This is a genomic window from Erwinia oleae, assembly GCF_000770305.1.
GTDB lineage: Bacteria > Pseudomonadota > Gammaproteobacteria > Enterobacterales > Enterobacteriaceae > Erwinia > Erwinia oleae.
The window spans coordinates 17,986-31,243 of record NZ_JNVB01000033.1 but is presented as its reverse complement, the minus strand read 5'-3'; the positions used below and the strand labels follow the sequence as shown (position 1 = coordinate 31,243).

At 55.5% G+C, this 13,258-nt stretch carries 12 protein-coding genes; all 12 read right to left on the bottom strand.

Annotated elements, in window-relative coordinates; translation table 11 throughout:
* Window positions 1–5 precede the first annotated feature (5 nt).
* Entirely contained in the window at window positions 6–395 is a 390-nt protein-coding gene (gene cheY, locus GS12_RS12175) for a chemotaxis response regulator CheY (RefSeq protein WP_034947310.1), read from the bottom strand.
* Between the two features lie 41 nt (window positions 396–436).
* A complete protein-coding gene (locus GS12_RS12170; protein ID WP_034947307.1) occupies window positions 437–1,486 on the bottom strand; it encodes a protein-glutamate methylesterase/protein-glutamine glutaminase in 1,050 nt (349 codons plus the stop codon).
* A complete protein-coding gene (gene cheR, locus GS12_RS12165) occupies window positions 1,486–2,358 on the bottom strand; it encodes a protein-glutamate O-methyltransferase CheR (RefSeq protein ID WP_034915472.1) in 873 nt (290 codons plus the stop codon). The genes GS12_RS12170 and cheR overlap by 1 nt, the downstream gene beginning before the upstream one ends.
* 25 nt (window positions 2,359–2,383) lie before the next feature.
* Window positions 2,384–3,985, bottom strand: a complete 1,602-nt coding sequence (locus tag GS12_RS12160) for a methyl-accepting chemotaxis protein (RefSeq protein ID WP_034947304.1) — start codon at window positions 3,983–3,985, stop codon at window positions 2,384–2,386.
* A gap of 45 nt (window positions 3,986–4,030) precedes the next feature.
* Entirely contained in the window at window positions 4,031–5,698 is a 1,668-nt protein-coding gene (locus GS12_RS12155) for a methyl-accepting chemotaxis protein (protein WP_034947301.1), read from the bottom strand.
* A 104-nt stretch (window positions 5,699–5,802) separates the two neighbouring features.
* Window positions 5,803–7,464 (bottom strand): methyl-accepting chemotaxis protein, encoded by a 1,662-nt coding sequence (locus tag GS12_RS12150; protein WP_034947298.1) that lies wholly within the window; start codon window positions 7,462–7,464, stop codon window positions 5,803–5,805.
* A gap of 183 nt (window positions 7,465–7,647) precedes the next feature.
* Window positions 7,648–8,145, bottom strand: coding sequence for a chemotaxis protein CheW (cheW, locus tag GS12_RS12145; RefSeq protein ID WP_034915483.1), 498 nt, complete (start codon window positions 8,143–8,145; stop codon window positions 7,648–7,650).
* A 24-nt stretch (window positions 8,146–8,169) separates the two neighbouring features.
* Window positions 8,170–10,149: a chemotaxis protein CheA gene (gene cheA, locus GS12_RS12140; RefSeq protein WP_200884521.1), complete on the bottom strand. Its 1,980-nt coding sequence runs from the start codon at window positions 10,147–10,149 to the stop codon at window positions 8,170–8,172.
* Between the two features lie 10 nt (window positions 10,150–10,159).
* Window positions 10,160–11,200, bottom strand: coding sequence for a flagellar motor protein MotB (gene motB, locus GS12_RS12135; protein ID WP_034915487.1), 1,041 nt, complete (start codon window positions 11,198–11,200; stop codon window positions 10,160–10,162).
* Entirely contained in the window at window positions 11,197–12,084 is an 888-nt protein-coding gene (gene motA, locus GS12_RS12130) for a flagellar motor stator protein MotA (RefSeq protein ID WP_034915488.1), read from the bottom strand. Before motA ends, motB begins: the two co-directional genes overlap by 4 nt.
* Window positions 12,085–12,215: 131 nt before the next feature.
* A complete protein-coding gene (gene flhC / locus GS12_RS12125; protein WP_034915491.1) occupies window positions 12,216–12,794 on the bottom strand; it encodes a flagellar transcriptional regulator FlhC in 579 nt (192 codons plus the stop codon).
* Window positions 12,794–13,147 carry a flagellar transcriptional regulator FlhD gene (gene flhD, locus GS12_RS12120; RefSeq protein WP_034915493.1) on the bottom strand — a complete coding sequence of 118 codons (354 nt, stop codon included), beginning with the start codon at window positions 13,145–13,147 and terminating at the stop codon, window positions 12,794–12,796. The genes flhC and flhD overlap by 1 nt, the downstream gene beginning before the upstream one ends.
* Between the last annotated feature and the right edge of the window lie 111 nt (window positions 13,148–13,258).

The window sequence follows — 13,258 nt, the reverse complement described above, 5'->3', positions numbered from 1 at the left end:
GCTCCTTACATACCCAGCTTTTCGAAGATCTTACCTAACTTCTCTTCAAGGGTAGCTGCCGTAAAAGGTTTAACGACGTAGCCGCTGGCACCAGCCTGAGCAGCCGCAATGATGTTCTCTTTCTTCGCTTCCGCCGTGACCATCAGCACGGGCAGTTTGCCGAGCGTGGCGTCTGCGCGAATGGTTTGCAACAGTTGCAGGCCATCCATATTGGGCATATTCCAGTCGGAGACCACAAAGTCAAATCCGCCAGCGCGCAGTTTGGTCAGGGCGTCAACGCCATCTTCTGCTTCGTCAACGTTATTGAAGCCCAGCTCTTTTAACAGGTTACGGACGATACGACGCATGGTATTGAAATCGTCGACCACCAGAAACCGCATATTTTTATCAACCATACTTACTCCTGTTTTGCGTAGCCCCGCGGGACGGGCGCTGCTTATATACGTAATGCCTGTCCGGCGCTAATTTTTGCCAACATGTGCTGGCTGATTTGGTGCAGATCCACCACCTCGCTTGCTCCCCCCATGGCTATTGCTTCACGGGGCATACCAAAGACAACGCAGCTTGCTTCGTTCTGCGCGATGGTCCAGGCGCCGGCTTTATTCATCGCCAGCAGACCCGCCGCACCGTCATTGCCCATGCCGGTCAGGATCACGCCAACGGCATTTCTTCCGGCATACTGCGCCACAGAATTAAACAGCACGTCCACTGACGGCTTGTGTCGATTTACCGGCGGCCCTTCATTCAGCTTCACCTGATAGTTAGCGCCGCTGCGCGACAGCTCCAGGTGCATAGCGCCAGGAGCGATATAGGCGTGACCGGGCAAAATACGCTCGCCATCCTCCGCCTCTTTCACCGTTATCTGGCAAAGTTTGTTCAGTCGCTCCGCAAATGAGCGGGTAAAACCGGCGGGCATATGCTGAGTGATCAGCAGCGCCGGACTGGTGGCCGGAAGCGGCTGAAGCACGTGCCTGATGGCTTCCGTACCGCCGGTCGAGGCGCCGATAGCGATCAGCTTTTCACTGCTCAGCAGCGGCCCGGCCTTCAGTACCTGCGGCGCCGTTTGCGGGCCGCGCATCTGCAATCTGGCACGCGATGCGGCTCGCACTTTATCGGCGATCATCTGGCTGTAGGCCAGCATTCCTTCGCGAATGCCCAGCGACGGTTTGGTGACAAAATCCACCGCCCCCAGTTCCAGCGCGCGGAGCGTGATTTCCGACCCTTTGCCGGTCAACGACGAAACCATGACCACCGGCATCGGCCGCAGCCGCATCAGTTTTTCCAGAAAATCCAGCCCATCCATGCGCGGCATTTCCACATCCAGCGTCAGCACGTCCGGGTTAAATTGTTTGATCAAATCCCGTGCAACCAGTGGGTCCGGCGCAGAAGCCACCATCTCCATATCCGAATGACTGTTAATGATTTCCGTCATCAACTGCCGCATCAGGGCTGAGTCGTCGACGCATAATACTTTGATTTTTCCCATCATCTTTCCTTAGTCAGTCCGTAGACCGTCTGGCCGCGCAGATAAAATTCTTTACTGATCTGGCTGAAGTTCTCTGAGTGGCCGGCAAACAAGATACCGCCCGGCTTCAGCATGGTGACAAAACGCCGCAGAATTTTCTCCTGGGTTTCCTTATCAAAGTAAATCATCACGTTACGACAAAAAATCGCGTCAAACGGGCCGGGAACCGCCCACTCGTTAGCCAGCAAATTAAGTTGGGCAAAACTAATCATATTCGCCAGTTCCGGACGAACTCTCACCATCCCTGCGTGCGGTCCGGTACCGCGAAAAAAGAATTTTTGTAGCTGCTGGGACGAAAGCGTACGCAGCTCTTCCTGGCGATACACGCCCGCCAACGCCTTTTCCAGCACCTGCGTATCGATATCCGTTGCGTGCACCTGGAACTTGCCCGGCCCGCTGCCGAGCGTTTCCGCCAGCGTCAGCGCGATTGAGTAAGGCTCCTCGCCCGTGGACGCCGCCGCGCACCAGACGTTAAAGCTACCGCTGCGCTTTTTAGCGTGTTCAGCCAGAATCGGAAAATGGTGCGCTTCACGAAAAAAGGCCGTCAGGTTTGTGGTCAGCGCATTAATAAATGCCTGCCACTCCGGGCTATTGGAATCGTTCTCCAGCAGCGCAAGGTAGCGTCCAAAGTCGTCAAGGCCCAGCGTTCTCAGCCTGCGCACAAGGCGGTTGTAAACCATTTCCCGCTTGTGATCGGCAAGAACAATACCGGCTCGCTGATAAATCAGCTGGCTTATCCGCTTAAAGTGCGTATCGGATAACGGCAGACGCTGAACCATCTGTGCCAACAGCGTTGTGGTATCCGCCGGTGCTAACGTTGTCGATTTTTTCATAAAATGCCACCCTGCAAATTGCAGATTAAGGGGTCAAAACAGTGCTATTTTCCCTGTAAGCCTGCATGGCAACCTGATCCGTATCACTGAGTGAGAATCTGCTCACCGCGCCCGTCAGATGTTCTGCCTGTGCTTCAAGAGCTTCAGTGGCTGCTGCCGCTTCCTCAACCAGCGCGGCGTTCTGTTGTGTCACCTGATCCATCTGGCTGACCGCCAGTGCGACCTGTTCAATACCGCGACGCTGCTCGTCAGACGCCGAGGCGATTTCGCCCATGATGTCGTTAACGCGCGTGACGCTCTGTACAATCTCATCCATGGTTTCGCCCGCCGACGCCACCAGTACCGAGCCCTGATCGACGCGGCTCACCGACTCTTCAATCAGACTTTTAATCTCTTTCGCCGCCTGCGCGCTGCGCTGCGCCAGACTGCGCACTTCGCCGGCGACCACCGCGAACCCCCGGCCCTGCTCGCCTGCCCGCGCCGCTTCTACCGCCGCGTTGAGCGCCAGAATATTGGTCTGGAAAGCGATGCCGTCGATCACGCTGGTGATATCGCCAATCTTCTTCGAGCTGCGGGCTATTTCGCTCATGGTGGTTACCACGTTGCCGGTCAGCGCGCCGCCTTTATGGGCGGTAGTCGATGCTTCTTTTGCCAACTGCGAGGCCTGACGCGCATTTTCTGCGTTGCCGGTCACCGTCGCGGTAAGTTGTTCCATACTCGCTGCCGTTTCCGCCAGCGAAGAAGCCTGCTGCTCGGTACGGGCGGAGAGATCGTTATTGCCTGCGGCGATTTCGCGGATGCCGGTCTGCATCGACTGGCTGCCGTCGCGCACGCGACTCACCGTTGCCGCCAGTTCGTCCTGCATCGCTCTCAGGCTGGTAAAAAGCTGTGTTAACTCGTTGCGCCCTGCAATCACGATGGTGCCGCCCAGGTTGCCGGAGGCGATGCGTTCAAAATGGCCGCGCATCAGCGCCAGCGGCGCAATCACTGCTTTTCTTACCCAGATGAAGCCAATAAACGTAACCAACAGCGAGAGCACCACCGCAGCGCAAAATATCACCATCGACTGCGAGTAGAATCCTTTACTCTCCTCGCTGGCATGCTGGCGCAGCAGGTCGATATGCGTTATCCAGCGGTTATACTGCACCTTAAATTTGTCCTGTACGCCCTGCGTCGGCGAATCCAGGAAATCCTGTAGCTGATAGTTCTGTAAGTAGACGATCAGCTGGCCCAGCTCATGCGAATAGTCGTTATAGACCACGCCCATCGCTTTTTTCAGTTCGCTGCCTTCCGGCGTCAGCACCGGTATCGCGTCGAACCGCTTATATGCTTTATCGGCAGCATCCAGCTCTTCCTGAGCCTTTGTCATTAAACTTGTGACCTGATCGCGCGGCGCGCTCAGCGCAGCACGCGTTCCGGCGCGGCTGAGCGTGACGCGAGCGCTTAACAGCGCCGCCCAGGTTTCGCTCAGCGTCTCGCGCTGAGTGCCGCTAACTTCCACCTGATGCATATTCCTGGCATCCTGACGAAAGGAGTTAAACGACAGACCGTTACTGGCGATCTGCATGAGGCAGAACACCCCCAGCAGAAAGATTATCGACGTTGAAATACGAAGCTGATTAAACATCAGTGACTCCTGGTGTAGTTGCCCAACATGGGCCTTTAAACGGGATTAAAACGTTTCCCAATTATCTTTTATCGCCAGTGCAACAGGCGCGGCAAGAGCGACAGCGGGCGGGTTATTTTGTGCCCTGCTTACATTAACGGCCTGGATAACATTTTCTTTACGTATTTGAAATACCGCCACTGCCTGCGTCAGCTGGCTGGCCTGCACTTCCAGCGCGGCGGCGGCCGAAGCGGACTCTTCCACCAGCGAGGCGTTCTGCTGCGTTACGCGATCCATCTCGTTAACGGCGACGCCCACCTGGTCGATTCCCCGGCTCTGCTCGTCGGAGGCGGAAGAAATTTCGCCCATAATGTCGGTGACGCGGGTGACGGCGCTGACGATGTCCGCCATGGTTTCGCCTGCGCTTTCCACCAGCACCGAACCGGTATCAACACGCGCAACCGAGTCTTCGATAAGTCCTTTGATCTCTTTCGCCGCCTGCGCGCTGCGCTGCGCCAGATTGCGTACTTCACCGGCCACCACGGCAAAACCGCGCCCCTGCTCTCCCGCGCGCGCCGCTTCTACCGCCGCGTTCAGGGCCAGGATGTTGGTCTGGAAGGCAATACCGTCAATTACACCGGTAATATCGGCAATTTTCTTTGAACTTCCGGCAATGTCGCTCATGGTTTTCACCACGCCGTCAATCACTTTGCCGCCCTGCTGCGCGGTGCCGGAGGCGCTCAGCGCCAGTTGTGAAGCCTGTCGCGCATTTTCGGCATTCTGTTTCACCGTGGCGGTGAGTTGCTCCATGCTGGCGGCGGTTTCCTGTAGCGATGCCGCCTGCTGTTCTGTGCGGCTGGAGAGGTCGTTATTGCCCGTGGCGATTTCGCTGGCGCCGGTGAAAATGGCCTCTGCGCCGTCACGCACGTTGCTGACGGTGCGGATCAGCGCCTGCTGCATCTCATGCAGGCTGTCCGCCAGCTGCGACATTTCGTTGCGGCCGGTCGCGTCAATAGGCTGAGTAAGATCGCCGCGCGCAATGTGTTTAATATGTTCAATATTGCTTTTCAGCGGACGCAGCAGAATATTCACGATGCCGCTCCACGCCAGCACGCACGCGGCCAGCATGACCAGCAGTCCTGTCGCCAGCGTCCACACCGTTTGTTGATAAGCACTCTGGTTAAGCTCAGTGGCGGTAGCGGAAAGCTGGTTGTTGGTTTCCAGCCAGGCGTCGTACTTTGCCTGGAAGGCATCCTGATAGCTCTGCGTCGGCTGGGCGATAAAGTCGCCGAGTCGGCCCGTTTGCATCATGGTAATCAGATCGTTCAGCGCGTCGTGGAGCTGTTGATAGCTGGCCTGCAACGCCTTAACGTTTTCAGCCGTTTTACCCTGCTCAGACAGGTTGGCGTTGAACACCGCCAGTCCGCGATCGGCCGCCTCCAGTTCCTGACGCGCCAGCGTCATCAGTTCGCCAACGGTGGCGCCCGATCCGGTCTGGCTGGCATCCTGAAGCGTACGAATAGCGGCCCGGTTCAGCGTGTTGCGGGTTTTAACCAGCGAAACCCATGAGGTGCCCATCGCCTGCTGAAGCACGCGCAGGCGCTGGTTAAAAGCAAAGTTTTCTTTATCGTTGGTAATATTGTTGAAAAAAATCCCACCGGTGCCCAACTGAAGAACGGCGAACACTATCAGCACGCTAATCAGACCGGTAACCACTTTGACACGCTTGAACATAACCACCTCTGAACAGGGAGAAGAGGCTCTGTTATCGGCAGAAATAATGAGATCTTTATCACGAAATAACGTCGCGGAGGCGCCTGCCTCCGCGAATGAAGAGATCAGAACGTTTCCCAGTTGCCTTCGGCGACCGCCGGTGCGGCGACTCTGCCAGGGCTGAGCAACGCTTTCGCCGGGACCGGTCGCGCGGCGCTCAGGCTCTGCGCTTTACGCAGGCGGAATACCGCAACCGCCTGGGTCAGACGGCTGGCCTGATCCTCCAGCGCCGCCGCCGCCGTGGCGGACTCTTCCACCAGCGAGGCGTTCTGCTGCGTCACGCGATCCATCTCGGTTACGGCCGTGCCAACCTGGTCGATACCGCGGCTCTGCTCATCGGAGGCAGAGGCAATTTCACCCATAATATCGGTCACGCGGGTCACGGCGTTGACGATATCATGCATGGTGTCGCCTGCCGTCCCGACCAATACGGTGCCGCTGTCAACGCGATTAACCGAGTCTTCAATCAGGCTCTTAATCTCTTTCGCCGCCTGCGCGCTGCGCTGGGCAAGATTACGTACTTCGCCGGCAACCACGGCAAAGCCGCGTCCCTGTTCACCGGCACGTGCGGCTTCCACCGCCGCATTGAGCGCCAGAATATTTGTCTGAAAGGCAATGCCGTCAATAACGCTGATAATGTCGGCGATTTTCTTCGAACTACCGGCAATATCGCTCATGGTTTTCACCACGTTGTCGACCACTTTACCCCCTTTGACGGCGGTTTCCGATGCGCTCAGCGCCAGTTGAGAAGCCTGACGGGCGTTTTCGGCGTTCTGTTTCACGGTCGCGGTAAGCTGCTCCATGCTGGCAGCCGTTTCCTCCAGCGAGGCGGCCTGCTCTTCAGTGCGTGCGGAAAGATCGTTGTTGCCCGCGGCAATTTCGCTCGCGCCGGTATAGATGGCGTCGGAACCATCGCGCACGTCGCTGACGGTGCGGATCAGCGCCTGCTGCATCTCTTTCAGGCTTGAGGCCAGGCTCGCCATTTCGTTACGCCCGACAACCTGAATCGTGTGGGTTAAATCCCCCGCCGCAATCTGGCTGATGTGCGCAATGTTCTGCTGGAGGGGCTTAATCAGTATTGAGCGCAGACCTGTCCAGCACAGGCCGATCAGCGCAATGACCAGCACCATTACCGCTGAAATCACCCACAGCATTTTGGTATAGGCGCGCTGGTTATCGGAGACGCCCTGCACGGTCAGCACATTTTGCGCGTTGCGCCAGTTGGTGTAGGCCGTCTGCATCTCACTCTGTTTCTGATCGATGTTCAGCTTAAACATCTCATCAAGCTGATTATTGTCCATCAGGGTCAGCATGGTGCCGAGCGCTTTGGCATAGACAGCGTAACTCTGTTCCAGACTGTCGACGGTGACGCCAGACAGCCCCGGCGTATCGGGCAGCTTTTGGTAAATGTCATACGATTTTTGCGCGCTGGCCAGCAGGTCACGGGTTTGCTGGCTGATGACGGTGAGCGAAGCGCTGCTGCCGTTATTCAACGCCGTATTCTGCATACGCAGCATGCCGCGGTTCAGCGCGATACGCGCCTGGTTAAGCGCGATCCAACTGTCGGTAAGGGAAGAGATGTTTTCATTGGAGGTCTGCGCAACGGAAAAGCTGTTTTTATCGTTGTTCAGCGCATGGATGAACAGACCGCCGGCGATGAGCTGTAGCGCACCGAAGACCAGCAGAACCAGCAGCAGGCTGGTGACGACTTTTATATTTTTAAACATAGAACACCCTGGAGTTTAACGTTAAAGTAACATCAGGATTATCGGCGCAGTAAAACCAAACTTTATGCTGCCACACTGGCAATAAATGGTGCAAAAAGTTTCTTAATTAAATAAATTGCGGGGTTTTATTTCAAGCTGTAACAGGCCGACCTTTATCGGCCTGTTACTGTGTTGCGGGGTAAATCAGGCGCTGCGCAGGGTGTCCATCAGGGCCATCTCTTCGCTGCTCAGCAGCTTCTCAATATCCACCAGGATCAACATCCGCTCGCCGAGCGCGCCGAGGCCGGTCAGGTATTCGGTGGACATGGTTACCGCAAATTCAGGCGAAGGACGGATCTGATCCTGCGTCAGCGACAGCACGTCAGACACGCCGTCCACTACGATGCCCACCACGCGGTGCTCAAGATTCAGCACGATCACCACGGTGTTTTCGTTGTAGTCCACATCCGGCTGCGCGAACTTGAGGCGCAGATCGATAATCGGCACGATCACGCCGCGCAGGTTAGTCACCCCTTTAATAAAATGCGGCGTGTTGGCGATACGCGTGACCTGATCGTAACCGCGGATCTCCTGTACTTTCAGAATATCAATACCGTACTCTTCGTCACCCAGCGTAAATACCAGGAACTCCTGACCGACGGTTTCGCCAGCGAGTTTAGTGACAGTTGCCATTCCAGTCATAGTTTTATCCTTAATCGGTTAAGGTCAGGCTGCGGCTCCCGCCACACGCTTTTCACGGTTGAGGGATTGCAGGGCCGATACATCAACAATCAGCGCCACGCTGCCATCGCCAAGGATGGTGGCCGCAGAAATGCCCGGCACTTTGCGATAATTACTTTCAAGGTTTTTGACCACCACCTGGTGCTGGCCGATCAGCTGGTCTACCAGCAAGGCGTAGCGCTTGCCTGCGCTTTGCAGGATCACCACGATGCCCTGCGTCGCTTCTGTTTTCGCATCCTGTACATCGAAGATGTTCCACAGTTCAACCAGCGGCAGATATTCGCCACGCACTTCCAGCACGCGTTCGCCCCCCGCCAGCGGATGCAAATCGTTCGCCAGCGGCTGCAATGATTCCATCACCGCGTTGAGCGGCAGAATAAAGACTTCGTCTGCCACGCGTACAGACATGCCGTCGAGGATCGCCAGCGTCAGCGGCAGCAGGATGCGGATTGTGGTGCCCCGGCCCTGTTTCGACGCGATTTCAACGTGGCCGCCCATCTCCTGGATGTTACGTTTCACCACGTCCATGCCCACGCCGCGCCCGGAGACATCGGTCACCTGCTCGGCGGTGGAGAAGCCCGGCGCGAAAATCAGCATGCCGACCTCTTCGTCGCTCATTGATTCGCTGACCGGCAGCCCGGAAGAGAGCGCCTTAGCCAGAATGCGTTCACGATTCAGGCCTGCGCCGTCGTCGCGGACTTCAATACAGATGCTGCCGCCCTGATGTTCCGCCGAAAGCGTCAGGTTGCCGACAGGATTTTTACCCACTTCAGCGCGCTTATCCGGCGTTTCAATACCATGGTCGAGGCTGTTGCGCACCAGGTGCGTTAACGGATCGATAATACGTTCAATCAGGCTCTTATCGAGTTCTGTTGAGCTGCCTTCCAGCGTCAGTTCCACTTCCTTGCCGAGCTTGCTGGCCAGATCGCGCACCAGGCGCGGGAAGCGGCTGAAGACATACTCCATCGGCATCATGCGGATGGACATCACCGATTCCTGAAGATCGCGCGCGTTTCGCTCAAGTATGCCCATACTGTTCAGCAGGTCGCCGTGCGCGACAGGGTCGAGTTCGCCCGAACGCTGCGCCAGCATCGACTGCGTGATCACCAACTCGCCCACCAGGTTGATCAGCTGATCGACCTTCTCTACCGCAACACGAATACTGGTAGATTCGCTGACTTTTGGCGCCGCAGGCTTCTTCGCGCTTTCACGCTTCGCTGCCGGCGTGATATCGGTCACCGTCGCCAGCGCAGGCGCTTCCTCTGTGACTTCCGCCACCTCAGCGACCTCTTCTGGCGCTGCCGGTGCGGCGGCGCTGATGAATTTAATCTGTGACTCTTCGATGACAAAACAGAGTACGGCGACAATATCATCCTGCCCGACCGAAGAGTCGAGCGTGACCTCCACGCTGCTTTCGCCTTTGACCACGTCGGAAAGCGTGCCAAGGTTGCCCAACTCTTCCAGCATCAGCGGAATTTCGCCGGGTTTTAAATCAACCAGTGCAAGACGCAGTCCGCTTGCAGCGGGGGCCGCCGTCGGTGCGGTTTCAGCGACGTTTGGCGCGTTGACCACTTCGCCTTTGGCCTCCAGCGCCAGCTGACGCAGTGCCTGGCAGATGTAAGCGAACGTCTCGGCGTTCGGTTCCGTGGCGGTTTTATACGCATCCAGCTGTTCTTGCATAATATCTTTGGTTTCCAAAAACAGGTTGATGATATCGGTGCTGAGCTGCATTTCGCCGCGCCGTGCACCATCGAGTATGTTTTCCAGAATGTGCGTGGTTTCCTGCAATACGGTAAACCCGAAGGTTCCCGCCCCCCCTTTGATCGAGTGGGCCGCACGGAAAATGGCATTAAGCTGCTCCGAATCCGGATCCTGTGGGTCTAACCCCAACAGGTGTTGTTCCATATCGGCCAACAGCTCATCAGCCTCATCGAAAAACGTCTGGTAAAAATCGCTGATATCCATGCTCACGGTATCACCTCTGCTGTGAGTCGCGATCGGTCTGGGCCGCTGGCGCCGGCGCTGCCGGGGCCGAAGCCGCCGGAGTTGCGCCGTTTGCCGCAGGCTCAGCCTGTGGGGGTTGAGGGTTTGGATTGGCCGCTGACGGCATCGCCGGCGCAGCTATCTGTTTTAAATTCATGGTGCTGCTGTCACTAATTTGTACGGCATCGCTTTCAGAGTTCTCCTTCTCAATCTGCATTTCCGTATCATGGTTCAGTACCAGCAGACTGATTCTGCGGTTTACGGCATCATCCGCACCGCGGTTTTTTAATCTCATGGTGTCGGCCATGCCCACCACGCGCAGCATTTTGCCTGCGGCCAGGCCGCCGGCGATCAGCTCGCGGCGCGAGGCGTTAGCCCTGTCTGCTGACAGTTCCCAGTTGCTGTAGCCGCGATCGCCCGACGCGTACTGAAAATCATCGGTATGGCCCGCAAGGCTCATTTTATTGGGAATATCGTTAAGGATCGGCGCAATAGCCCGCAAAATATCGCGCATATAAGGTTCTACCTCCGCACTGCCGGTTTTAAACATCGGCCGGTTTTCGCTGTCGATAATCTGAATACGCAGCCCCTCTTCCACCATATTGATAATCAGGTGGGGACGTAGCGCCTTCAGTCGCGGGTCCGCTTCAATCAGTTGATCAAGCTTTTCGCGCAGGCGGTTGAGGCGAATCTCCTCCAGCTTGCGCTTCTGTGCATCCAGATCGATATCAGGTTGCTTCATTACTTCCCCCGTCTTTTTCGTCGGGTCATCGCCGCCGCCAGGGATAGGGCTGTCGCTGTCGCTGCTGCGGGCGCCGCCGGTCAGCGCGACCTTGAGCGGTGTTTTAAAGTAATCGGCAATTTGTACCAATTGCTGAGGGTTCGAGATCGAAATGAGCCACATCACCATAAAAAAGGCCATCATGGCGGTCATAAAGTCAGCGTAAGCAATCTTCCATGAGCCGTGTCCGCCCTCATGTCTTTTATGCTTTTTGCGCTTAACCAGCACAATGGGGTGATTGTTATGCTTCATGCGTCCTGGTCCGATGTCTGTTTCGCTGGTGATTTCGCGTTACGTACGTGCTCCTCCAGCTCGGTGAACGACGGCCTGTCGGTGGAATAGAGCGTCTTGCGACCAAACTCCACCGCGATCTGCGGCGCGTAGCCATTCAGGCTGGAAAGCAGCGTCACTTTGATGCACTGCATCATTTTGGTGGACTCTGCGCATTTCTGTCGCAGCACGCCTGCCAGCGGTGAAACAAAACCGTAGGCCAGCAGGATGCCTAAAAATGTTCCGACCATCGCATGAGCGATCAGCGCACCCAGCTCGGCTGCCGGCCTGTCTGCCGACGCCAGCGTGTGCACCACGCCCATTACCGCAGCAACAATACCGAATGCGGGCAGCGAATCGCCGACGGTTTGAAACGCCGTGGCAGGCACTTCGCATTCGTGCTCATAGGTTTCAATTTCTTCGTCCATCAGCGCTTCTATTTCAAAAGCGTTCATATTGCCGCTGACCATCAGACGCAAATAGTCGGTAATGAAGTCCACTAATCTTTTATCGGCAAGGATGCGTGGGTAATTAGAAAAAATTTCGCTCTCCTGCGGATTATCAATATCTCTTTCCAGCGACAGCATGCCCTGCTGGCGCGACTTTGCCATCAGGCGATAAAGCAGCGCCATCAAATCCATATAGACGGCTTTATTATATTTTGAGCCGCGCATTAAAAGCGGTAGCGCTTTCATTGTGGCTTTAATCGCTTTCCCGTTATTTCCTACAATAAATGCGCCAATACCGGCCCCGCCGATAATTAATAATTCAGACGGTTGATAAAGTGCGCCAAGGTGGCCGCCTACCATCGCAAAGCCGCCTAACACTGACCCAAGTACCAGGATGTAGCCCAAAATAATTAACACAATCAATCCTTACGTCTGGTGACGTGTGGGTGAAAGATAAACCTGCGTTTTACATTTTCTTTATTCGCTACGGGCAAAAAAAAAGCAGCGGTATTAACCGCTGCTGGATTCATTCCACGTGGCGAACTTGATTAAACGGCTTGTTTAATAGGTTCATCCAGCAGTTGTGAAATGTTATCGGCAGATTCCACCGAAAGTTTACGTCTTTTTACCGCTCTTGATGGCGGCTGGCACAAGCTACACGCAAAGCTGCCAACCGGCTGATGTGCATGGTTGATAAAGCTTCCGCCGCAGCATTTGCAGTCGGACAGCTCCAGCATTCCGCTCTCAACGAACCGGACCAGGGTCCAGGCGCGGGTCAGCGCCAACAGCGGGCCCTCGTCCTGTTGCGGACACTGTTCCAGATAAAGACGATAGGCCTTAATGACAGCATCCACGCCTTTACTCAGGCCGCTTTTCAGCAAAAACTGCCAGGCGTTACAGAACATAGAGGCATGAATGTTCTGTTCCCATGTCATGAACCAGTCGGTTGAAAAAGGCAGCATACCTTTTGGCGGCGGGCTGCCGCGCAGTTCTTTATAAAGCTTAATTAAGCGCCCGCGGCTCAGTTGAGTTTCGCTTTCTAACATTTGCAGACGCGCGCCAAGCGTAATTAATTCCATCGCCAGCTGAATATCGCGCGCTTCCTGGACAATACTTTTTTCGCTCATCAGCTCGCTCTCTTTTTAGCTATTTCGTCAACCTTGCCGGATGCATTACGTAATAAGCGGCTTGATAACAGAATGCCGGTGTGGATTTGTTGTAAATCCTCAACGCGAGATTCCTGTGTTAAGCGAGTAATGGTTTTATGATCGTTAAAACGGAACTGGCAAACCAGCTGATTTGTTTCCGCCAGCTTAACCATTTCAGGCAGCGTCAACTGCGATAAGGCGTCAGCCATGGGCTCATCTATGCCAAGGCGAAACATTGCTGATGCTTTTTCCTGGTTAATAAGACGCTGAGCAAGCAGTAAATATGACAGGTTAATATCATAAATGTGTTTGAGTAATTCTGATGTACCCATTTTTTATCCATCCCGACTAACACGACTTAAACGTTTGCGGATTGCGCCGCTACCTTGGTTGCTGCTCTGTAAATCTGAAGATGGCAAAAAATTTAGTGGCTAACGCCAAAC

Coding starts and splice junctions, on each gene's coding strand:
- cheY (WP_034947310.1), bottom strand. CDS start 395: ATGGTTGATAAAAATATGCGGTTTCTGGTGGTCGACGATTTCAATACC.
- GS12_RS12170 (WP_034947307.1), bottom strand. CDS start 1,486: ATGGGAAAAATCAAAGTATTATGCGTCGACGACTCAGCCCTGATGCGG.
- cheR (WP_034915472.1), bottom strand. CDS start 2,358: ATGAAAAAATCGACAACGTTAGCACCGGCGGATACCACAACGCTGTTG.
- GS12_RS12160 (WP_034947304.1), bottom strand. CDS start 3,985: ATGTTTAATCAGCTTCGTATTTCAACGTCGATAATCTTTCTGCTGGGG.
- GS12_RS12155 (WP_034947301.1), bottom strand. CDS start 5,698: ATGTTCAAGCGTGTCAAAGTGGTTACCGGTCTGATTAGCGTGCTGATA.
- GS12_RS12150 (WP_034947298.1), bottom strand. CDS start 7,464: ATGTTTAAAAATATAAAAGTCGTCACCAGCCTGCTGCTGGTTCTGCTG.
- cheW (WP_034915483.1), bottom strand. CDS start 8,145: ATGACTGGAATGGCAACTGTCACTAAACTCGCTGGCGAAACCGTCGGT.
- cheA (WP_200884521.1), bottom strand. CDS start 10,149: ATGGATATCAGCGATTTTTACCAGACGTTTTTCGATGAGGCTGATGAG.
- motB (WP_034915487.1), bottom strand. CDS start 11,200: ATGAAGCATAACAATCACCCCATTGTGCTGGTTAAGCGCAAAAAGCAT.
- flhC (WP_034915491.1), bottom strand. CDS start 12,794: ATGAGCGAAAAAAGTATTGTCCAGGAAGCGCGCGATATTCAGCTGGCG.
- flhD (WP_034915493.1), bottom strand. CDS start 13,147: ATGGGTACATCAGAATTACTCAAACACATTTATGATATTAACCTGTCA.